Origin of the sequence: Hymenobacter metallilatus (genome assembly GCF_003944705.1) — a bacterium.
GTDB lineage: Bacteria > Bacteroidota > Bacteroidia > Cytophagales > Hymenobacteraceae > Hymenobacter > Hymenobacter metallilatus.
This window is the reverse complement of the sequence record NZ_RWIS01000010.1, coordinates 92,242-111,724: the sequence shown is the minus strand read 5'-3', so window position 1 is coordinate 111,724 and position 19,483 is coordinate 92,242. Positions and strand designations below refer to the sequence as shown.

Below are 19,483 nucleotides of genomic sequence, written 5' to 3'. Positions count from 1 at the left end.
ACGCATCATTCAGCAGCTGCTTCATGCGCGTAGGTTTCTTCACATATTCCTCGGCCTTACCGACGAATTTTTTAAAAATAGGAGAGGAGGCTACGTCCTCGCCTTTGGGATTCTGTTTGTCCATGGCTGCGGAGGGAGAGAAAAGGTAGACGGATAGAGCATCCGGCGGTGTGCTATACCGCACTTGCCCCAAAATAGTTTTCCGGCCCGAAGGTCGCAGAAAAAACAAAAACGCTCCGTTCGGCGGAACGGAGCGTTTGGGAAATGTAGTGCAGAAAGGCTTAGCGCTCTACGCGGCCGGCAGCATAAAAATTGCGGCTGTAATAGGCCTGGTGCAGGGAGCTTACCATCACGCCACCACCACAGGCCGAATGAGCAAATTTGCCATCTTTCAGGTAGATGCCCACGTGGTAGATGGGCTGGCCCGGACCCCGACGAAAGAAAACCAGGTCACCGGTCTGCATTTCGTCCTTTTGCACATGCTTCACGCTGGTGAACATGGAGCGGGAGCTGCGCTGCAGAGTAATACCGTAAGCTTCTTTGAATACGCGGGTAACAAACCCGGAGCAGTCGGTGCCGCTTTTGCTGTTGCTGCCGTAGCGGTACGGAGTGCCCAACCATGATACCACCGTTTCCAGCAGGGTCTTATCGGCGTCGTAGCTGGCTTCGATGCCCAGGCGGTGGGCCACTTTATCGTAGGCTACCGAATCAGAAGCGGTAAGTATGCGGGTTTCTTCCTCACCCGAGAACAGGCTGCCGAGCAGCGAGGCTTCTTGCGTAACTGCCAGCGGCGAAGCGGCCGTAGCAGTAGGATTTTGTTCGAAGAAAAAAGACAGGACCATCGAGGCCGCGGCGAGGCAATACAGAATGCTGTTTTTCATTGTCCGTCGTGGGAGGAAGAAGGCCCGCTGGGGTCAGCCGAACGGGGGTAAGCGTGCTTTTTTACTTGTCGATAGGCAACCGGAAAGCCGGATGACAAAAGAGGAAAGAAAGACCTTTCTGGTCGCCGAAACCGGTAGATTTGACGACGGCCATTGGTTAAAGCTAAGCCCAAATTTTCAGACCCTACCTGTTTTTACCGGTTTTGCTGAAAAATTCTTCCAAAGGCACAACTAAATTTTAGAAAATTACAACCGGTACTGGCAACCTACCCTAAAACCCTTCCGTACATTCCGCCCGCTTTTTCCGTACTGTATGCAACTTCCTCGTATTGTTGAAAACTCGCCATTTGCCCGGGTAGCCCGCGCCAAGCTGGGAGCCACCAACGTGGCGATGGTACTGGGGAACAGTATTCATCTGAGCGGGGTAAGCCGGGAGCAGTTTCTGCTGGATCCGTTTTGGGTAGCTCACGAGATGGAGCACATTCGGCAGTTCCAGCAATATGGCCGCCTGGGTTTTCTGGTGCGCTACCTGCGCGACTGGCTGCGGCATGGGTACTACAACATCCCCTTCGAGGTAGAAGCCCGCAACGCAGCGGAGCTTAATGCCCACCTCTACGCCCAGGGCCGGCCCTTACCGGGCCCCGCCGAGCGACACCCCTCTCCGAAAGTGAAGTAATGCGGTAGTGAAGGAGGAAATTTGACTTTCTGAGTAAGCTGGGAATAGCCACACAACGAAAGCCCCGTTAAGACGACGCTAACCGTTTACAGCGGAGGGGCGTCGTCCCGGCGGGGCTTTGTGTAAGCGTGGGACTCACGCACTATGAGTGGTTAACTTACTGCTTCCCCGCTTCATCATCTCACTCTTTAACTTATACTATAATAGTGGTTTGGTGCGTCGTTCAGGAAGCCGCTATAGAGCGGCCAGCCGGCCGCCATCTACCACCAGGGTGGTACCGTTCATGAAGCTGGCCTCTGCGGAAGCCACGAAGCAGATAGCTGCGGCCAGCTCCTCGGGGGTGCCTACCTGGCCGGTAATCTTCTCTTTGCCGCTTTTCACGTTGGGGTTGCTCCAGAGCATGGGCGTATCCACAGCGCCGGGGGCCACGGCATTGATGCGGGCGTGGGTATGGGGGATTTCCTGGCTGAGGCCCCGCACAAAAGCCTCGATGGCACCTTTACTAGTGGCGTAAGGCACCACGTTGGCAGTAGTTTGCTGAGCGTGCACTGAGCTGACGGCCACAATGCTGCCCTGTTTCATGTGGGGGAGGCAAAGCTGGGAGAGGCGAAACAACGGCCGCAGGTTTACCTGCATCAGGTGGTCCCAGTCTTTGGGGTCGAGCTTGAGGATGGGTTCAAAAGTCATCATACCGGCGTTGTCTACCAGCACATCCACGCGGCCCCAGTCTTTGAGGGTGCGCTCCACAGCGTGTACGAGTTGGCTGTCCTTACTTACATCGGTGCGTATAAACAGCGCCTCGCCACCGGCCTGTCGGATAAGCTGCACGGTTTCCTTCCCCTCATCGGCGTCGCGGCCCAGTACCACTACCCGGCCTCCTTCCCGGCCCATACGAACGGCTACCGCTCTGCCAATGCCCGAGGTGCCGCCGGTAACCACGCAGACTTTATCCTGAAACCGTTTGGCAGCATTGAGAAGTGGGGTGAAGGGCATAGTGAAACCAGTAGAAAGGAAAAACAAGCTCAGCCTGAGTTAACGGGAAGTGGCAGCAGAGGTTGGAGCAACACCATAGTTTACCTTTTGCTGTCAGTCAAGCTTCGTGGCCGGGTAGAATACTGGTGCAAGCAGGTAACCTTCTGAAAGCTTTTCACGAATAGGGACAGAGAAATGACCTGATGGTCGTCTATCTCCCTCATTATCACGAAACCACTTTCCCATGAGCACGCAAAAATCACATCAGCCCGGCGCTCCTGCCCATAAGCACATCACCTTCACTCCTGCCAGCGAAGTAAACGGCTCTTCAGAGCAGTCGACGGCCTCGGATAACGCTGCCTCAGACCGCGCGTCGCGCCAAAATAACCAGCAGAAATCCTGGCTGGATCAGCAGCAGTGGCTGAAGAATATTGATGTAAATCAACTCTCCCAGCAAGTAAAAGATCTGAGTGCAAAGGCCAAGGATTTCAGCACGAAAGCAGTAGACCAGGTAAACAGCCTGACGCCGACGCAAAAAGTAATTGGCGGTGCTTTGCTGGTAGGTGGCCTGAGCTGGCTGGCACTGCGGGCCAAGAGCAGCCCCAAAGGAGAAACCTACCGCGGCAGCCGCGACGAAGATACTACCTGGAAAAGCTCCTCCGATTCCGTGTACCGGGGCGCTACCCGTAGCTTCGGCGAAGACGACTACGCCACCGACCTGTAGGCTACGCGCCACTAACTGGTTTGAATATTTCCACAACGGCCCGACTCAGTCGGGCCGTTGTGTTTGGTGGCTGTAGAGCGGATAGATAAAAAAAGCGCCGCCTCCATTGCTGAAGGCGGCGCCTGTGAGCCCCTTATTGGACTCGAACCAACGACCTGCTCATTACGAATGAGCTGCTCTACCAACTGAGCTAAAGAGGCATTTCCCGTGCGCGGCGAATCCGACCGGGGCCGCAAAGATAGAAAGGCTGAGGAACAACGCGCAAGCTCCGACCGTATTTTTTTGCAGCGGTGCCCACTCCGTCCGCGGGTTAGATCGGGCCTAAGCATCTATGAAAAAAAGTAGCTGAGGGGCTGCCTGGCAGCCAGTAACGTGGCCCATGGGTGGCGGAGCGGCCATAAACCAGATTACCTCTGAAACTTGCAGCAGTTCCCGGATTGGGTTTGCGGGGTTTCCGGCATCTTTGCAGCGCTATGATGAAACAACTGCGCAAGCTGCTGGTCCGCACGCTGGGTTTTGAGCGGTATATCCGACTGGTGAGCCGGGTATACCTGCGGCTGGTAGCCGCAGGCTGGGGCCGCCGCAAATATCCGGAGCTGTTTTTTTTGGAGAAGATTGTGCATCCGGGTTTTGTATGTCTGGATATTGGGGCCAACCTGGGCTACTACTCGGTGGCGCTTTCCCGGCTGGTGGGCCCACAAGGGCAGGTGCTGGCAGTGGAGCCCATTCCCGATTTTCAGGCCATCTGGAAAGATAATGTGCGGCTTAGCGGCCATTCCAACCTCACCCTGCTGCCGTACGCGCTGGGCGGCGAGGCCACTACCGTGCAGATGGGTACCCCGGAGCGGAACGGGCTGCTGCACCATGGCATGACCAAAGTGGCTGCCAGTAACCCCCATGAGCATTACGCCCGCACCTATCAGGTACCCATGCGCGTGCCCGACGAGCTCTTTGCCCACCTGCCGCGCCTCGATTTTGTGAAGTGCGACGTGGAAGGTTTCGAGTACGAGGTGTTCCGGCACATGCAGGAAACCCTGCGTCGGTTTCGGCCCCTGATTCAGACGGAGCTGAACGGGCTGGAAAACCGCCGGGCCGTGGCTGAGCTACTGGCCGGGCTGGGCTACAAACCATTTGTACTGTCGGCGCGTTCTGAGTTGGTGCCCTGCACCGAGGCCCAGCTGGCCAGTGCCGTTACGGCCGACTTTTATTTTCAACCTGTTTCCTAAGCTGCTCGGACTACCCTCTGCCCATGAAATTTTTGCTCGTTCTGCTGGTCCTGTGGCTATTTGGGCGGTATGTGGTGCCGCTGCTCATGCGCATTATTCTGCGTCACCTGCTGAAAAAGCAGGCCCAGCGGTTCGGGCAGCCGTTTGGCGGAAGTCCCTTTGCCGGCCAGCCCCACGCCCGCAACGGCCAGCCGCCCACCGGCGAGGTGCAGGTAGAGTACGTGCCGCCCCGCTCAACGCCCCGCAAACCCACCGAGTTTAAAGGCGGCGAGTACGTGGAGTTTGAGGAAGTGAAGTAATAAAGTGATGAGGTAGTGAGGTGTTATTGCGAGGAGGCACGACGACGCACCCGTCCTTTCCTCAACTCCTAATTCCGACCAAGAGAAAAGCCCCTGACATGTGCACGTCAGGGGCTTTTCTCTTCTCTAGGCTTCTGACCCTGAAAAGGAAGGATTAGCTCCGCTGTCCTACGGGTGCTTCGGCTCTGCCTCGCAATGACTCGCAATGACAGGGTTCTAATCATTCACCCATCAAAACCCAAACCCAACCCTAATGCCGGTGCCGGCGCGCTGCCCGGACTGCAGGCTGGTGTAGAAATCCACGCGCAGGAGCTTGAAAATGTGCTCGATGCCTACGCCTAATTCCAGGTAGTGGTTGGCGGTAGGGGTGGTAAGGTAGTTGAGCGAAGCCACCTCCTGCCAGTGCAGGCGGCGCAAGACGGGCAGCTTGTTCAGCAGAAACCCGTTAAAGTGGTGGTTGTAGTGCGCCTCCAGAAACTGGTCGGCCGTACTGAACCGGTAATAGTTCAGCAGCTGAAACTTGGCAAAATCCTCGGTCAGGTAGGTGCGGTTGCCGCTGAAATGGCGAAAATCCATGAAGGCCAGCCGGGTGCTGCTGCCCGGGAAAAAGCCGGCTGCCACCTGGTAGCTGCTTGTGCCCAATAAGCCCAGGCTCACCGAGTGCCGGATACCGGCTTCCAGCAGCGTATAGCGTACATCGGAGTTCAGTATGCCCCCAATGCCCTGCCGCCAGGTAAGCAGAAACGTAGGGTATTTGGAGCCCAGGTTGAACTTGCCGTTGGGCCGGGTAATGTAGCGCTGCCCGGGCCGGAACGAGGCCGTAAGTTCAGTGGTCAGGGCCTGGCTGCGGCCAAACTGAGTGCCGTCGGGCCGCTCGGCGCTTACCGGCACGTTGGGCGTGAAGGCGCGGCCGGGCTGGTCGGTAATGAGCTTGTAGGTGGTATTTTCAAGCTCCCGCCGCACAAAGTAGCTGCCGGTAGCCTGCACCGTAAGGCCGTTTAGGGGTTCCCACTGGTAGCCCAACTCCAGCCCGTCGCGGCGGTAGAGCTTGGCGTAGTTGCGGTTGTTGAACAGCGTGTAGTAGGAGTTAATGAAGGGCGTAAGCTGGGTACGTGGGTCGAAGTTTTCAATAGTGCGGCCCGCCTGCAGGCTCAGACGGGCGAGCTTCACGGCGTCCAGCTGCCAGGAGGCCGCCACGCTGGGGCTAACGAGCTGGTTGCTGAAGCCGTAGCGCAAAGCGGGCGTCACGGACCAGGTGCGCCGGTCGTCGGTGCGCTGGGTGTAGGTGGCCTGGGGGTTCACCACTACGCCCTCCACTGTGTTGTAATTGACGATGTTGAATACCGGCGCCACATACCATTGCCGCTTCCGGAAAGTGTTGTTGTAGCTGTAGCCCGTGAGTAGAAATTTGCTAATGCTCACCTCGTTGCGCTTCCGGTCCAGGGAGTCCTGGTAGGAGCGGGAGTTGCGAATGACTTCGGTGCTGTCCTTTACCTGGTAGTCCTTCTGCTCCTCCTGGGTCAGCGGCACCGGCCGGATGGTGGCCCAGTAGCTGGTGTCCCGCTCGTTCACGCCTTTTTCCACCAGCATCACCTCGCCCCGCTTCAGCCGGCCCAGGCCCAGCCCGGCCGTGTCGCGGGCGGCGGCTTCGCGGCTTTGGCGGCGCACGGTCCGGGTGAGGCCATCCAGCTTGGGTTTCTGCTTTTTCACCTGGGCCACCGTTTCGCGGGTAACGGGGGCGTCATCGGGCTCTTTGCCGGTGGCGGCCGGCGGGGCGGTAGGCGCCGGCCGGTTGGGGTAGGTGGGCGTTACCCGGTAGTTGGAGAGAATGGCCGTAATGTAGCCGTTGCCCTTGAAGCCGAAAGCCGTGAACCCCACCGTCACCTTCTGGCTCTGCATCACCCACACGTCGGAGGGGCCGGGAGCGGGGGCGAAAATCTGCTCAATGTGCAGGTTGTCCACGTAGTCGAGCTGGGCGTCTTTGCTCAGGTCGAGGCTCACGGAATGCAGCCGCCAGGTACCATCCACAATGTAGATGTGGCCCGCAAATACGGGGTCGGTGCGGCGGCGGGGTATCACTTTTATCTTGTGAATAAGCAAGCTGCCCTGCTGGGTGCTGCCTTCCAGCTCGAAGCGGTAGAACAGCGGCGCATTGGCCGCAATAGGCGACACGAAGCCCCGCTCCGAAAAGCCGCTTTTCAGCACGTTCTGGTAGAAGTTGAGGCCCCGGCCGGCGCTGGCCCGGTTAAAGCTGATGCCCTTGGTGTCGCCGCTTACCCGCGAGGAAATCATGCGCTCCTGCACCACGTTGGGCTGGCGGAAGCTCATTTCCGACACCGACTCGGAGAGGTAGAAAATGCCGGGCTTGAAATCGGGCCCCACCTTCACCAGCCCCAGAATTTTGCCCGGCACATCGGTAAAGCGGCCCAGAGTTTTGATGTAGGCCCGGGCCTTGAAGGCGGCCACCTCCCGCTGGTGGTAGCGCCGCCACTGCATAGCCTGCTGCACAATGCTGTAGGCAGGGTCTTTGTCGGTGGAGCGCACCACCACTTCACGCAGCTGGTAGTTTTCGGGCGTGAGACTGACGTTCAGTACCGTGGCCGTGTCGCCGCCGGCCACGCGCACGGTTTCCAGCCGCGGCTTAAAGCCCACGTACTGAAACACCAGCTCGTAGCTACCGGGCGTGAGGCGCAGCTGGTAGTTGCCCTGCTCGTTGGAGGCCGTGTTGAGGGTGGTGCCCTTCACGGCCACATTGGCAAAAGCCAGGGCTTCGCCCTTCACGCTCAGAATGCGGCCCCGCACAATGCCGGCCGCCGCCGGGCTTGCCAGCTGCACCAGGACTAGCAAGAAGAAAGCACGCAAGCACGTAGTAAAGAACCGCATAGAAGGAGAAATAGACGCACAGGTGAAAGGTAGAGGAAAACCCGGGGCCGATGGTTGCCTTGGCAAGCTATTTTTCCGGCCGGCCCGGGAGGTATGCTCTGCCTCAGCAGGCTACTGGAATTGAGCTATTTTCGCCGGGGCAGCGTTATAATCGACGTACCCGCCATCCGGTTTTCCCGTTTGCATATGATGCAGCCCGCCAAAAAGAAATTCTACACCCCCGCCGAAGCCCTCCAGAAAATAGCCGCCTTCTGCACCTACCAGGACCGCAACCAGAAGGAAGTAGAGGCCAAATTGCGCGAATATGGCCTGGATGAGGACGAAGCCGGCGAAATCATCATCCGGCTGAGCCGGGAGAAGTTTTTGGATGAGGAACGCTACGCCCAGACGTTCGTGCGGGGCCACATCCGCAAGAAATGGGGACGCCGCCGCATCATGCAGGAGCTAAAGCAAAAAGGATTGTCGGACTACTGCATTAAGGCCGGCATGAAGGAAATAGACGGCGACGAGTACTACCAAAACCTAGTAGAGCTGCTGGAGAAAAAGGACCGCCAGGAAAAGGAGCGCCACCCCGGCAAGCGCCGCCAGAAAATCCAGGTCTACCTCACCGGCAAAGGCTACGAGCAGGACCTCATCAAAATGGCCCTGGAAGACTTAGGAAAAGCTCCGGAAGAGGAGGCGTAACGTACGGAGCCACCTGAACGTGTACCCCGGAGCTGTGCTCCGGCTCGCACCTGAGGGTAATTACCTTCTTACGCGAGTCGAAGCACAGCTTCGGGGTACAGTTTCTAACGGAACAGCTCCGGAATACACATTCAGGTGGCCCCCGCGTGTTATTGTTTCCCCGGCAGTTGCGGGTTCTGCATTTGATGGGTGAGCACCACCCGGCGGCCGGTCATGGTTTCCAGCATGGGGCGCAGAATCAGCTCGGCGTTTTGGGTGGTCTGGGCCAGAATACCGGATTGCAGGGCGGCGGTGCGCACGTTGGCTTCGGCGTATTTGTAGCCGGCATCTACCAGCTCCGCATCCTGGAAAAACCCGTTTTCCACGCTATACACTTTGCTTTTAGAGTGGTCAACCTGCCAGACGCAGAGTTCCGGTTCGGGCAAAGCCAGCCGTAGTACGGAGTCGCCTTCCAGCACCACATCCTGGGCCCGCACCTTGCGCAAATCGAGGCAACCCACGGCGTGGCCGGCCACAATGAGGGCCACTTTGGCATCGGGCAGGAAGCGGTAGGTGCTTTTTTTGTACTCCACCACATCCTTGAACTGGTAGCGTACCAGCTCCAGGCGGCCAAGGGCTTCTACTTTTTCCAACACCGTGTTGTGAGTGACGGTAATGCGCGGCGCTGGGTTCAGGGGATTCTCGAAGCTAGTGAGAGCCGGGCGAACTTTCGTCCAGAGAAACCAACCCAGGCCTACCAGAAACAGCAGGGGCAACAGGCGGCGGAGCAGATTGGGCATGGGGTGAACAGGTGGAAGGGAGGAAATGCGCGGAATACGTAAGAATACGGATGAATCGGGTAGGAAGGGGGAAAGTTCCGGGCCGGCAAGGCTCTTTCCCGCATTCAGTACCTTCCATTCACTCTTCCTAATAGGCTGCTCCAGTCTGCGCATTCTTCCCGTCCTTTGTAGCCGATGCTATCTACCGAAACCGTGCTACCTGCTCCCGAAGCCGCCGTTGCGCCCGGTCCGGCGTGGCTGCGGCGCTGGCACGGGTGGCTGCTGCTGGGCGTATGGCTGCTGGTGCAGGCCTCGTTGCTGTGGCAGCACCACGGCCCGCGCTACGTGAACGACAGTGGCCGGTACCTGGCCTACGGTACGCGCATTGCCCAGGAGTGGCACTTCGAGCGGGACCATAACCTGCGCTACGTGGGCTATCCGCTGTTTATCAGTCTGTGGTTGAAGCTGGGAGCGGGCTGGTGGGGCATTGTGCTGGGGCAGATGGCCGTGAGCGGACTGGCCGCGCGGGCCTTCTACCGCACCCTGCGCCGCCTCACGCCCCACGCCCCCGACTGGCGGCCGGCCGCGCTGGCCACCGCCGCCCTGGTATGCTGGCGCGATGCGCAGCAATTCAATGTGTATATCCTCACGGAGTCGTTGTTTGCCAGCCTCACCGTGCTGGCGCTATGGGCGCTGGTGCGGGCCCGGCGGGGGCCGGCCGGCCGCTGGGTGGTGTTTGGCGTGCTGGTGCTGCTGGCGGGTATTGTGCGGCCCAATGGGTTTGTGGTAGCGGGGGCGGCGGTTCTGGCCGGGCTGGCCCGGTTGCGGCAGCTGCCGGGGCGGCAGGCCTACCGGCGGGCGTTGTTGGCCGGGACACTGCTGGCGCCGCTGTGGTGGTGGGTACTCAACAAGCTGCTGCTCACCTTTACCCTGGTCGAAACGTACCTGCGCGGCGAAATTATCTACGGCTATACGCCTTGGGTAGTGGAGCCCACCGAGCCGCTACAGCTCCCCCCGCCCGGACTGGCCCCAGTGCTGCGGCTGGGCTATTTCATCGTGGCCAACCCGGTATACTGGCTGAAACTGGCGGTGCTGAAAGGTCTGCTGTTTTTCAGCTACGTGAAAACCTACTACTCCTGGAGCCACATTCTACTCATTGTGCTATTCATCTACCCCTGCTACTGGCTGGCCGGACGGGGGCTGCGCACTGCCGGGGTCTGGCTGCCGGCGCGGGTGTTTCTGGGCGGCGTGGTGCTGCTGCAGGGCCTGGTGGTGATGCTGACGGTGGAGGATTGGGACGTACGGTTTCTGCTGCCGGTGCTGCCCTGCGTATTTGCCCTGGCCGGCGTAGCCATGGCCCATTGGCGTTCATCAGCACGGGGCACCCGAAGCTGAGTTCTGGCACAGCTCCTGAGTACACGTTCTATGGTTCGCCGCCGAAACCGGCCCAGGCCTGCAAGCCGCCGGTATGTACCGTTACCACCGTGCTGCCCCGTCGGAAATAGCCCCGCGCCAGCAAATCCAGGACTCCCAGCAGCATCTTGCTGGTATAGATGGGGTCCAGCAGAACCCCGTGCCGCACCCGAAACGCCCGGATAAACTGCCGCAGCTCCGGCGAGAGGCGGGCGTAGCCGCCGCCGTGGTAGGCCGTGTGCAGCGCCCAGTTCGGGTAGGTGTTGCTGGTGCCGGCCAAGGTTAGCCGGTTGATGTCGGTGCGGAGGAAGTCGGCTCCTTTGAGGGCGGCGAAACCCAGGGCCTGCTCCGGGCCTTGCAAACCCGTAACGAGTCCGGCCAGCGTGCCGCCCGTGCCGCAGGCCACGCACAGGTAATCGAAGGCGGTGAGCTGCCGCAGCTCCGTTACCAGCTCGGCGCAGCCGGGCAGGGCCAGGGCATTGGAGCCGCCTTCGGGCAATACGTAGGCCGGGCCGGTTCCGCGCAGCAGCTCGGCCAGTACCGCCGGCTCCTGCTTGCGGCGGTAGGTAGCGCGGTCCAGGAAGTGTAGCTGCATACCGTCGGCGCGGGCCTGAGCCAGGGTGGGGTTGAGGGGTTGATGGGCCAGCTCCTCGCCCCGTATTACGCCCACGGTGCGCAGACCCGTAAGGCGGCCGGCAGCGGCCACGGCCGCTACGTGGTTGGAGTATGCTCCTCCAAACGTGAGCAGGGTGTGGTGGCCCAGGCGACGAGCCTCCTGCAGGTTGTATTTAAGCTTCCGCCACTTATTACCGGGCAACTCGGGGTGCGTCAGGTCGTCGCGCAACAAAAGCAGCCGCACGCCGGCCTGCTCGGCGACTGGTTCGGGCAGGGGCTGAAGCAGCATGATTTCTCAGGTTTCTGGTTTTGGCGAAGAGGGTGCAAGCACTGCTAAAAAAGTAGCGGGGTGATACCAGCCATGCAACTGGCCGTATCACCCCGCTAGGCTTTCATCAAGTCGTTACTCTACATCTGGGGAGGCATTGTGGCAATCAGGAATCAGCAGCTACCAACCAGAAACGTAGGTTTTACGCCAGCAGCGTATCCGTCAGGCTGTGCGGCTCGGGGCGGTGCCGGATGGCATAGAACAAGGCCACCAGCAGCCCGGCAATCAGCAGCACTGAGGAAACCAGGGACACCGTGTTGCCTAGGGCATATTCCGAGGGCTCAAACTTGAACTCGATGGTGTGGGTGCCGGCGGGCACCGGCAAGGCACGCAGCACGTAGTTGGCCCGCAGATGGGGCGCCTCTTTGCCATCAATAAATGCCTTCCAGCCATCCGCGTAATAAATTTCGGAGAAGACTACCAGGCCATCCTGCGGCGCGTTGGCGCGGTAGGTAAGGGCGTTGGGCGTGTACTTGGTGAGGGCAATGCTGGCGCCAGTGGTCGGATACGTTGTTTTGCTGAGCGGGAACTTGGAGGCATCCACCACGGCCGTGGTAGCCGGGTTGGCTGTCGTCAGGGCCTTGATTTCTTCGTCGGGACTCTGCACTTGCTGCACCTCCCTCACGAACCAGGCATTGCCCAGGGCGCCGGGGTTGCGCTGCACGGGCTGCTTCGGGTCGCCGGTAATAACGTAGCGCGTGTTCAGCATATTGAGCACGCCCGTGTTGTTACTGGAAATCTGCCGCTCAATTAAGTCCTGGTAGCGGCGCAGCTTGGCCCCGTGGTAGCCCCCGATGCTTTTGTGGAAGTAAGAGGTCTGGGCTTCGTTGAATGGGTTTTGCAGGTTCAGTACCCGGTAGCTCAGGTCCTTATCCTGCAGAATCTGCTGGTCGGCGGGCGAGGGCACAAACTGCTCAGCAATGGTTTCCTGCTGGAAGTTGCCGTCGTTGAGGTAGCGCTTATCCACGCCCCACAAATCTACCAGCGTGAGCAGCCCCACCAACGTAGCCGCCAGCCCCGCCGACAGCTTCCGCTGCAGAAAAAACCACAGTACCCCGCCAGCCGCCGCTACAAAGAACAACGACCGGAACACGTCGGTATTCAACAAGCTGTGCCGGTCGGCCCGGAGCGCGTCCAAGGGGAAGCCCTGCTGCTGGAGCTGGGCATCAATGGGTGCCGCAAAATCGGATACCAGTCCGGCCAGGAAGGCCAGCACGCACAAGCCGGCCGTAACGGCCAGGGCCCGCAGCACTTGTTTTTTCAGAAAAGCCGTATCGGCATCGTCGGCGGGCCTGCCTGCCAAAGCGGCCAGGGTGGGGTGGGTGCTGGCTGCTACCGGAGCCCCGGTAGCCCGGCCCCGCAGCACACGGGCCAGGGCCAGCACGGCCAGCAAAGGCATAGCCAGCTGGGCTATAGTGAGGGCCATACTCACCGCCCGGAACTTATTATAGCCCGGGAAGTAGTCGAACATCAGATAGTTGAAGGTTTCGAAGTTCTTGCCCCAGGCCAGCACGATGGACAGCAAAGTGCCTGCCAGCAGCCAGATGCGGGTGCGCCGGTCGGCCACCAGCAACCCCAGTACAAACAGCAGGAACACCACCGCGCCCACGTACACCGGGCCGCTGGTAATGGGCTGGTCGCCCCAGTAGGTGGGCATCTGGGCCAGGTAGTCGGAGAGCTGCACGGGGGGCACCCCGGCTGCGGCCAGGGCCTTGCCGGTTTCCGAGTTTTCGGAGAGCTTCATCTGCGAAGCTCCGCCGTAGAAATTCGGAATAAGCAGCGTGGCCGTTTCGCCAATGCCGTAGCTGTAGCTGAAGGCGTACTCCTTGCCCAGTCCTGAGCCGGCATCATCCTCGGCCGGAGCGGGCGTCTGGCCGGGGGCCACGGGCGGGGGCGTTTTCAGCTCCGACTTACCCCGAATGCTGTACTTGCTGTATTCCAGCGTGGTATAGAGGCGGCCGAAGCTCACGCCCACAGCCAGCAGGGCGGCCACCGCCAACAGGGCCGAGCGGGTCAGGAAATCGGGCAGGCGCTTCTCGCGGGCGGCAAATACCAGCTCCACCACCCCAAACACCAGCACCAGCAGCAGCAGGTAGTACGTTATCTGGAGGTGGTTGGAGCGCACGTTCATGGCCAGCCCTAGCGCAAATAAAGCCGTGCCCAGCCACTTGTTGCGCCGGAACGCCACCAGCAGGCCTGCCAGCACTAGCGGAGCATAGGCTAGGGCCAGGCTCTTGGTGTTGTGGCCGGCGGCCAGAATAATAAGGTTATAGCTCGTAAAACCCAGGGCCATGGCGCCCACCACGCTTACCAGCGGCGAGAGGCCCAGGGCCACGCACAGCGCGTAGCCGCACACCAGGGCCAGAAACAGGTTAGCCACTACCGCCGGCAGCCCCAGCGTGAACAGCTTATGCAGGTACTGGCTCAGGTCGCCGGGGAAGCGGGTGCTGATGAGGTAGGTGGGCATCCCCGAGAACATGGAGTTGGTCCAAAGGGCTTCTTCGCCAGTCTGCTCGCGAAACTGCGCCGCCTCGTGGGCCCCGCCGTTGAACTGCACAATATCGTGCTGGGCCAGGGTCTTGCCATCGAACAGGATGGGAGAGAAGTACACGGCGGCCAGCACCAGAAAAAACAACACGGCCAGCAGGTGCGGCAGCACCCGCCGCCACCACGGCGCAACGGCCTGACGGGGAGGAGTAGTCATTCGGCTTACTAAAAAGTCGGATAAGGGAATTGGCTGGCTCCAGGTGCCACCAAAGCAGCCCGAAGGTACGGGAATGTTGGCGGGTTGCGCAGGCCGGTTAGGGGAGCAGGCACTGGTATTGCCGGGGTATTAGGGGGGAGCACTACGTCGGGCGGGAACCACCGAGGCGAAAATTGTAGAGCACAACCGACCCCATAATGAGGCCATACGCCCCCAGCTTCAAAGCCGAAGCCTGCTCTCCGAAGTACAGAAAAGCCAACAGAAAGCTTAGCACCGGATTCAGATACATGAAGATACCCACCGTTCCCGAAGGCAGCTTGTTTAGCGCGTACAGGTTCAGAAACAGCGGAATAATGGTAAACAAGGTGCTCAGTAGCAGTGCTACCCGCAGCAGCCGGGCATCGTGCAGGCCCGCTAGCGGCTCGGCACCCAGCAGTGGGGCCAGCGGCAAAATCAGCAGGGCCGTGAGAGTAAGCTGCACAGTCAGTAACACCAGCCGGTCGTAGCCCTGCAAGCGCCGCTGACTGATCAGGTAAGCCGCATAGGTGAGGGCCACAACCAAGCTCATACCCAGTGTCCGAAGTTCGCCGGAGCCCAGCAGCACACAACTCAGCGCACTAAGCCCGATGGCCAGCCACTGCTGTAGCCGCAGCTTCTCGCGCAGTACCACAAACCCCAGCAACGAGGTAAGAATAGGGCAGATGAGGTAGGCAAACGAGCCCGCCTGTACGCTTACCTGATTGATGACATAAATAAACAGCAGCCAGTTGGACGTCAGCAGCACGCCGCCTACTACCGTGCTGCCAAGCACCTGGCGTTTCTCCGGCGCCGGGGCCGTCTGCCACTGCTGCCAGGTGCGCTGCACTACCGGCCGGCGGGTCAGCCCCTGAATCAGTAGCAGGAGCAGTAACGAAATCAGCACCCGAAAAAACAAAATCTGCCCACTGGGGTAGCCGGCCAGCCAGCGCAGCGGAATCGGGAAAAAGCCCCAGATAAAGAAAGCCGTGAAGGCGGCCAGGTGATGACGGGAGAGTTTCAAGAACGGAAGCAGCAAAGAGGGAAAACAAAGGTACGAGTGGGAAGAGGTTGCGAATGGGGTAGGGATACGCTGTTATTGCTTCCTTGCCAACCTCTTCTGGCTCGTACCTTTGCCAGGCCATGCTCCAGTTCTCCGATTTACCAGCTTCCCTGAGCGGCACGTTGCTGCAACTTCCCGCTGCGGCGGCCGCCATTCAACGCCTGCTGCTTGACAGCCGCCGCGTCGAAACCCCGGCCGACAGCCTGTTTTTCGCCCTGCGTGGCCCCCAACACGATGGGCACCGCTACCTGCCTGAACTGTATCAGGCTGGTGTACGACAGTTTGTGGTGCAGGAAGCCGTGGATCTGGCCGCCTACCCTGAGGCCGGTTTCGTGCTGGTACCCGATACGCTGGCGGCCCTGCAGCAGCTGGCTACCCACCACCGCCGCCATTTCTCCATCCCGGTGTTCGGCATTACAGGCTCCAACGGCAAAACCATCGTGAAAGAGTGGCTGGCCCAACTGTTAAGCCCCGACGAGCTGATTTGCAAAAGCCCCCGCTCCTATAACTCGCAGGTGGGTGTGCCCCTGAGCGTGTGGGAGCTGACGGCCAGCCACACGCTGGGCATTTTTGAGGCCGGTATTTCGGAATCCGGCGAAATGGAGCGGCTGGCCCGGGTTATTCAACCCACGCTGGGCATCTTCACCAACCTGGGCACCGCCCACGATGCGGGCTTTGCCTCCCACGCCGCAAAAGCCGCCGAGAAGATGCGCCTTTTTGCGGGCGTCGACACCCTGTTTTACTGCGCCGACCACGAGCTGGTACACGTCACTGCCCGCCGCCAGCTGGATGCCACCCGCACCCGGCTGGTGGCCTGGACGCGGCAGCGCCCCCTCTTCGACGCCCAGGAGGCCGACTTGCTGGTAACCGTACAGGACGCCGCCGCCAACCGCACCGTTGTGCGGGTGGAGCGTAAGCGGCCCCGCCCCCAGGAGCATACCTTCACGCTGCCCTTTGCCGATGAACCCTCGGTGGAAAATGCCCTCCACTGCCTGGCAGTGTTGCTGTGGCGACAGGTGCCCACTCCCGAAATTCAGCGCCGCCTCGACCGGCTGCAGTCCGTAGCCATGCGTCTCGAAATGAAGCAGGCCCTCAACGACTGTTACATTCTCGACGACACCTATAACAACGACCTGGCGGGCCTGCGCCTCGCCCTCGACGCCCTGGCCCGCCAGACACGCCGGGGCCGCCGCACGCTCATTTTGTCCGATGTGTTGGAGTCGGGCCTGGGCGGGGCCGAGCTTTACGCCCGGGTGGCAGCCCTGCTGCCCACGCATGGGGTGGACCGCCTGATTGGCATCGGCCCCGCTATTAGCCAGCACCAGGCCGCTTTCGGGAACCTGAGTAACGTCTTTTACCCGGATACCGAGTCGTTTTTAGCTGATTTTCGCCCTGAGCAATACCGCCAGGAGCTGTTGCTGGTGAAAGGAGCCCGCCGCTACGGGTTTGAGCGGATTGTGGCCGCATTTCAGCGCCAACTCCACGGCACGGTGCTGGAAGTAGATTTGGATGCGCTGGTGCACAATCTCAACTTTTACCGCCGCCGTCTGCAGCCCGGCGTAAAGCTCATGGTAATGGTGAAAGCCTTTGCCTACGGCAGCGGCTCGGCCGAAGTGGCTAACCTGCTCCAGTTTCACCGCGCCGACTATCTGGCCGTCGCCTACGCCGACGAGGGTGTAACTCTGCGCCAGCACGGTATCAGCCTACCCCTTATGGTGATGAATCCCGCGCCGGATGCTTTCCAGAAGTTGCGGCAGTATCATCTGGAACCCGAAATCTATTCTTTCGAGCTGCTCCGGGAGTACCTGCGGGCGGCCCAGGAAACTACCATGCCGGCCATTCACCTCAAGCTCGATACGGGAATGCGCCGCCTGGGCTTTGCTGAGGATGATTTACCGGAGCTTTGCCGGATACTCCGGCAGTATGCGGGGCACCTGCGTGTAGCCAGTGCCCTTACGCACCTGGCCGGCGCCGACGAAGCCCAGCACAACGAGTTTTCCCGGCGGCAGCTGGCGGCTTTCGGGCGCATGGCCCCACAGCTGGAAACTGCTCTGGGTTACCCTATTCTGAAGCACGCCCTGAACTCGGCCGGTATTGTGCGGTTCCCGGACGCGCAGTACGATATGGTCCGTCTGGGTATTGGGTTGTATGGGGTTGAGGCCACCGGGCAGGAGCAGGATGCGCTCCGCCCAGTTAGTACGCTGCGCACCACTATTTCCCAGATCAAAACCCTGCCGGCTGGCGAAACCGTGGGCTACAGCCGACGCGGCGAGGCTACCTCCCACGAGCGGCGCATTGCCACCCTGGCCATCGGCTACGCCGACGGCTATGACCGGCGCTTCGGCAACGGGGCCGGCGCGGTACTGATCCGCGGACAACGTGCTCCGCTGGTAGGCAACGTGTGCATGGATATGTGCATGGTGGATGTAACGCACATACCCGAGGCTCAGGCTGGTGATACGGCCACGGTGTTTGGACAAGGACTACCGCTTCGGGAGCTGGCCGCTCTAATCGGCACCATTCCGTACGAGTTGCTAACCAATGTGAGCGAGCGGGTAAAGCGCGTATTTGTAGCCGAATAGGGGTATGGCTATATGGATATGGGCCGAACATCCCGTAACATTGCTCGCGTAAGCCAAACCTCACCCAACTCTCCCCATCATGAAAAAGACAGTACTTTCCGCGCTGGCCGCTACGCTGTTGCTGGCTGCCTGCTCCGACCTCAAGAAACCCGAAGAAAAAGACCAGCTGTCGGAAGCCACGGCCGATACTGCCGTAGTAGCTCGTACCAGCGAAACTGTTGCTGAGGCAGCTGACAATGCCACAACCGCCGTTGGCAAGGCAGCCGACAAGGCCGGTAACACCGTTGAAAATGCCTGGGACCTGACAAAAGCCACTCTCGTTGATGAGAAGCTGGAGGAAATTGATCTGCCCGAAGTATCGGTGCGCAGCAATGAGCAGTATAACGTGTACGGTATCGACGAAAAAATCCTGTTCGATACCGATAAAGCTGACATTAAGCCCTCCGCTACCCGGGCGCTGTCCGAAATCAGTGCTTCGGTTGCCCGTCGCTACAAAGGCAAAGACGTACGCATTATGGGCTTTGCCGATTCGCGGGGGGATAAAAACTATAACCAGGAGTTGAGTGCCAAACGAGCCGCTACCGTGAAAAAATGGTTGGTCAGCAATGGCATGATGACTGACGCTCAGGTGACCCTGGAGCCTATGGGCGAAACCGCCCCCGCCGCCAGCAATGCTACCGCCGCCGGCCGCCAGCAAAACCGCCGCGTAGAAATTGCCGTGCGCAAATAAGGACCACTGATTGCGTGGATTGAGTGAACGGCTCCTGCTTCGCGGTAGGGGCCGTTCTTTTTTATTTTTTCTCAGCCGCCTATGTGGTTAGGAGTGTGCAAGAATCAGCGGACTTTCAGGCTAGTTTCGCCGAAATTCAACAGCAGGGCTACTGCAAGTCGGTAAGCTTTGAGGTAGTTTATTACGTGAGCAAAATGACTCTTACGGAGTTCACGCAACGTATTTGATTTCCAGCAAGGAAGCGCTTTAAGAAGGGCGGGCATTCATTGGTATGCAGCCTCACTTTGGCACTTCAGCTGGTGATTGTTTTGTTGTTGAAAGATAGCACTTCAGCCCGACTTTCTAAAAGCGCATGTTGTACGCATCTCAATGGTACGTTTCCAACAAAAGTACCCGCTCTTCTAATGTGTTATTCCAAAGGGAAGCCAAATAACACCAGTCATCTTCGTAGTCTTGCAGTACAAACCTGTCTGGATTGTTGACAATGTGACCCTTGATTTCTCTTTTGAACCTGGCAAGTGCTTCCAGTGGAGCTATCCAAGCAAGTTTTAGTCCGCAGCTTGCAAGCACGATTGGTACATTTCCATTTTTTAAAAGGTCCTGAACCTCTTGCTCATTTAAATACTCCTGCCGTTCATGTGGAAGGATTTCGGCTTCATTCCAAAGCTGTTCTAAAGGAATTGTTGTCACTATTCTCTGCTCTAACTTCATCGGGGTGGTTGAAAATTGCGTACAACAATATAATTGCCGAAACCAATAGATATACCCTTCGGGTACCTATGACAGCGCTTTTATGGATAAGCTGGTAATTGAACCTTACGCTGATGCGCGAAACCGGCTTGCATAAGCTCTACCAATAAGGCACGCTGATGGACAAGTGCAGGAAAACTATGACCTAATTTCTGGTGTACTGCCCATAGCACATCCAAT

19 protein-coding genes and 1 tRNA gene are annotated in these 19,483 nt (G+C 59.4%); 9 read left to right on the top strand and 11 right to left on the bottom strand.

The features are described from left to right. Positions 1–281: 281 nt before the first annotated feature. On the bottom strand, positions 282–881 hold the full coding sequence (locus EI290_RS15145; RefSeq protein WP_125432107.1) for a C40 family peptidase: 600 nt from the start codon (positions 879–881) through the stop codon (positions 282–284). Here EI290_RS15145 and EI290_RS22605 point away from each other — a divergent pair. Continuing rightward, positions 868–1,116 (top strand): hypothetical protein, encoded by a 249-nt coding sequence (locus EI290_RS22605; protein ID WP_125432105.1) that lies wholly within the window; start codon positions 868–870, stop codon positions 1,114–1,116. The genes EI290_RS15145 and EI290_RS22605 overlap by 14 nt on opposite strands. A gap of 78 nt (positions 1,117–1,194) precedes the next feature. Continuing rightward, entirely contained in the window at positions 1,195–1,557 is a 363-nt protein-coding gene (locus EI290_RS15135) for a hypothetical protein (RefSeq protein WP_125432103.1), read from the top strand. A 234-nt stretch (positions 1,558–1,791) separates the two neighbouring features. On the opposite strand, the gene EI290_RS15130 is transcribed toward EI290_RS15135, so the two are convergent. Then, the gene (locus EI290_RS15130) at positions 1,792–2,550 is read right to left on the bottom strand and encodes an SDR family NAD(P)-dependent oxidoreductase (protein WP_125432101.1); all 759 of its coding nucleotides are present in this window, start codon (positions 2,548–2,550) and stop codon (positions 1,792–1,794) included. A gap of 223 nt (positions 2,551–2,773) precedes the next feature. Between EI290_RS15130 and EI290_RS15125 the strand changes: the two genes are divergently transcribed. Beyond that, the gene (locus EI290_RS15125) at positions 2,774–3,253 is read left to right on the top strand and encodes a hypothetical protein (protein WP_125432099.1); all 480 of its coding nucleotides are present in this window, start codon (positions 2,774–2,776) and stop codon (positions 3,251–3,253) included. A gap of 127 nt (positions 3,254–3,380) precedes the next feature. Here EI290_RS15125 and EI290_RS15120 read toward each other — a convergent pair. Next, positions 3,381–3,453: transfer RNA gene (locus tag EI290_RS15120), tRNA-Thr, on the bottom strand. 273 nt (positions 3,454–3,726) lie between these two features. On the opposite strand from EI290_RS15120, the gene EI290_RS15115 reads away from it, so the two are divergent. Together EI290_RS15115 and EI290_RS15110 are read left to right on the top strand one after the other, a co-directional pair. After that, complete coding sequence (locus EI290_RS15115; protein WP_125432097.1) at positions 3,727–4,479, top strand: FkbM family methyltransferase; 753 nt, start codon at positions 3,727–3,729, stop codon at positions 4,477–4,479. A gap of 23 nt (positions 4,480–4,502) precedes the next feature. Continuing rightward, positions 4,503–4,778 carry a DUF4834 family protein gene (locus EI290_RS15110; RefSeq protein ID WP_125432095.1) on the top strand — a complete coding sequence of 92 codons (276 nt, stop codon included), beginning with the start codon at positions 4,503–4,505 and terminating at the stop codon, positions 4,776–4,778. Between the two features lie 231 nt (positions 4,779–5,009). Here the strand turns inward: EI290_RS15110 and EI290_RS15105 are convergent, their stop codons facing one another. Next, the gene (locus EI290_RS15105) at positions 5,010–7,640 is read right to left on the bottom strand and encodes a DUF5686 and carboxypeptidase regulatory-like domain-containing protein (RefSeq protein ID WP_185817014.1); all 2,631 of its coding nucleotides are present in this window, start codon (positions 7,638–7,640) and stop codon (positions 5,010–5,012) included. 207 nt (positions 7,641–7,847) lie between these two features. Between EI290_RS15105 and EI290_RS15100 the strand changes: the two genes are divergently transcribed. Then, on the top strand, positions 7,848–8,345 hold the full coding sequence (locus tag EI290_RS15100; protein ID WP_125432091.1) for a regulatory protein RecX: 498 nt from the start codon (positions 7,848–7,850) through the stop codon (positions 8,343–8,345). A 149-nt stretch (positions 8,346–8,494) separates the two neighbouring features. Here EI290_RS15100 and EI290_RS15095 read toward each other — a convergent pair whose 3' ends face one another. After that, positions 8,495–9,124, bottom strand: a complete 630-nt coding sequence (locus tag EI290_RS15095; protein WP_125432089.1) for a DUF4230 domain-containing protein — start codon at positions 9,122–9,124, stop codon at positions 8,495–8,497. Between the two features lie 174 nt (positions 9,125–9,298). Between EI290_RS15095 and EI290_RS15090 the strand changes: the two genes are divergently transcribed. Further along, positions 9,299–10,498 carry a hypothetical protein gene (locus EI290_RS15090; RefSeq protein ID WP_125432087.1) on the top strand — a complete coding sequence of 400 codons (1,200 nt, stop codon included), beginning with the start codon at positions 9,299–9,301 and terminating at the stop codon, positions 10,496–10,498. A 28-nt stretch (positions 10,499–10,526) separates the two neighbouring features. Here EI290_RS15090 and EI290_RS15085 read toward each other — a convergent pair whose 3' ends face one another. The 3 genes from EI290_RS15085 to EI290_RS15075 form a co-directional block, all read right to left on the bottom strand. Beyond that, positions 10,527–11,420, bottom strand: coding sequence for a 1-aminocyclopropane-1-carboxylate deaminase/D-cysteine desulfhydrase (locus EI290_RS15085; RefSeq protein WP_125432085.1), 894 nt, complete (start codon positions 11,418–11,420; stop codon positions 10,527–10,529). A gap of 181 nt (positions 11,421–11,601) precedes the next feature. Further along, complete coding sequence (locus tag EI290_RS15080) at positions 11,602–14,163, bottom strand: YfhO family protein (RefSeq protein ID WP_125432083.1); 2,562 nt, start codon at positions 14,161–14,163, stop codon at positions 11,602–11,604. A gap of 142 nt (positions 14,164–14,305) precedes the next feature. Further along, the gene (locus EI290_RS15075; RefSeq protein ID WP_125432081.1) at positions 14,306–15,202 is read right to left on the bottom strand and encodes an EamA family transporter; all 897 of its coding nucleotides are present in this window, start codon (positions 15,200–15,202) and stop codon (positions 14,306–14,308) included. A 119-nt stretch (positions 15,203–15,321) separates the two neighbouring features. Between EI290_RS15075 and EI290_RS15070 the strand changes: the two genes are divergently transcribed. Continuing rightward, positions 15,322–17,823, top strand: coding sequence for a bifunctional UDP-N-acetylmuramoyl-tripeptide:D-alanyl-D-alanine ligase/alanine racemase (locus EI290_RS15070; protein ID WP_125432079.1), 2,502 nt, complete (start codon positions 15,322–15,324; stop codon positions 17,821–17,823). 79 nt (positions 17,824–17,902) lie between these two features. Next, positions 17,903–18,553 carry an OmpA family protein gene (locus tag EI290_RS15065; RefSeq protein ID WP_125432077.1) on the top strand — a complete coding sequence of 217 codons (651 nt, stop codon included), beginning with the start codon at positions 17,903–17,905 and terminating at the stop codon, positions 18,551–18,553. A gap of 104 nt (positions 18,554–18,657) precedes the next feature. On the opposite strand, the gene EI290_RS15060 is transcribed toward EI290_RS15065, so the two are convergent. From EI290_RS15060 to EI290_RS23040, 3 genes are all read right to left on the bottom strand, one after another. Then, positions 18,658–18,816 (bottom strand): GxxExxY protein, encoded by a 159-nt coding sequence (locus tag EI290_RS15060; protein ID WP_125432075.1) that lies wholly within the window; start codon positions 18,814–18,816, stop codon positions 18,658–18,660. A gap of 103 nt (positions 18,817–18,919) precedes the next feature. Beyond that, entirely contained in the window at positions 18,920–19,264 is a 345-nt protein-coding gene (locus EI290_RS15055; RefSeq protein WP_125432073.1) for a hypothetical protein, read from the bottom strand. Positions 19,265–19,344: 80 nt separating this feature from the next. Beyond that, positions 19,345–19,476 carry a GxxExxY protein gene (locus EI290_RS23040; protein ID WP_185817013.1) on the bottom strand — a complete coding sequence of 44 codons (132 nt, stop codon included), beginning with the start codon at positions 19,474–19,476 and terminating at the stop codon, positions 19,345–19,347. Positions 19,477–19,483: the final 7 nt, after the last annotated feature.

What these genes read in the sequence shown, in the direction of transcription:
- EI290_RS15135 (WP_125432103.1), top strand. Translation starts at nt 1,195, where the DNA reads ATGCAACTTCCTCGTATTGTTGAAAACTCGCCATTTGCCCGGGTAGCC.
- EI290_RS15145 (WP_125432107.1), bottom strand. Translation starts at nt 881, where the DNA reads ATGAAAAACAGCATTCTGTATTGCCTCGCCGCGGCCTCGATGGTCCTG.
- EI290_RS15115 (WP_125432097.1), top strand. Translation starts at nt 3,727, where the DNA reads ATGATGAAACAACTGCGCAAGCTGCTGGTCCGCACGCTGGGTTTTGAG.
- EI290_RS15125 (WP_125432099.1), top strand. Translation starts at nt 2,774, where the DNA reads ATGAGCACGCAAAAATCACATCAGCCCGGCGCTCCTGCCCATAAGCAC.
- EI290_RS15080 (WP_125432083.1), bottom strand. Translation starts at nt 14,163, where the DNA reads ATGACTACTCCTCCCCGTCAGGCCGTTGCGCCGTGGTGGCGGCGGGTG.
- EI290_RS15100 (WP_125432091.1), top strand. Translation starts at nt 7,848, where the DNA reads ATGATGCAGCCCGCCAAAAAGAAATTCTACACCCCCGCCGAAGCCCTC.
- EI290_RS15060 (WP_125432075.1), bottom strand. Translation starts at nt 18,816, where the DNA reads ATGCCCGCCCTTCTTAAAGCGCTTCCTTGCTGGAAATCAAATACGTTG.
- EI290_RS15130 (WP_125432101.1), bottom strand. Translation starts at nt 2,550, where the DNA reads ATGCCCTTCACCCCACTTCTCAATGCTGCCAAACGGTTTCAGGATAAA.
- EI290_RS15055 (WP_125432073.1), bottom strand. Translation starts at nt 19,264, where the DNA reads ATGAAGTTAGAGCAGAGAATAGTGACAACAATTCCTTTAGAACAGCTT.
- EI290_RS15090 (WP_125432087.1), top strand. Translation starts at nt 9,299, where the DNA reads ATGCTATCTACCGAAACCGTGCTACCTGCTCCCGAAGCCGCCGTTGCG.
- EI290_RS15070 (WP_125432079.1), top strand. Translation starts at nt 15,322, where the DNA reads ATGCTCCAGTTCTCCGATTTACCAGCTTCCCTGAGCGGCACGTTGCTG.
- EI290_RS15110 (WP_125432095.1), top strand. Translation starts at nt 4,503, where the DNA reads ATGAAATTTTTGCTCGTTCTGCTGGTCCTGTGGCTATTTGGGCGGTAT.
- EI290_RS15095 (WP_125432089.1), bottom strand. Translation starts at nt 9,124, where the DNA reads ATGCCCAATCTGCTCCGCCGCCTGTTGCCCCTGCTGTTTCTGGTAGGC.
- EI290_RS15065 (WP_125432077.1), top strand. Translation starts at nt 17,903, where the DNA reads ATGAAAAAGACAGTACTTTCCGCGCTGGCCGCTACGCTGTTGCTGGCT.
- EI290_RS15085 (WP_125432085.1), bottom strand. Translation starts at nt 11,420, where the DNA reads ATGCTGCTTCAGCCCCTGCCCGAACCAGTCGCCGAGCAGGCCGGCGTG.
- EI290_RS22605 (WP_125432105.1), top strand. Translation starts at nt 868, where the DNA reads ATGCTGTTTTTCATTGTCCGTCGTGGGAGGAAGAAGGCCCGCTGGGGT.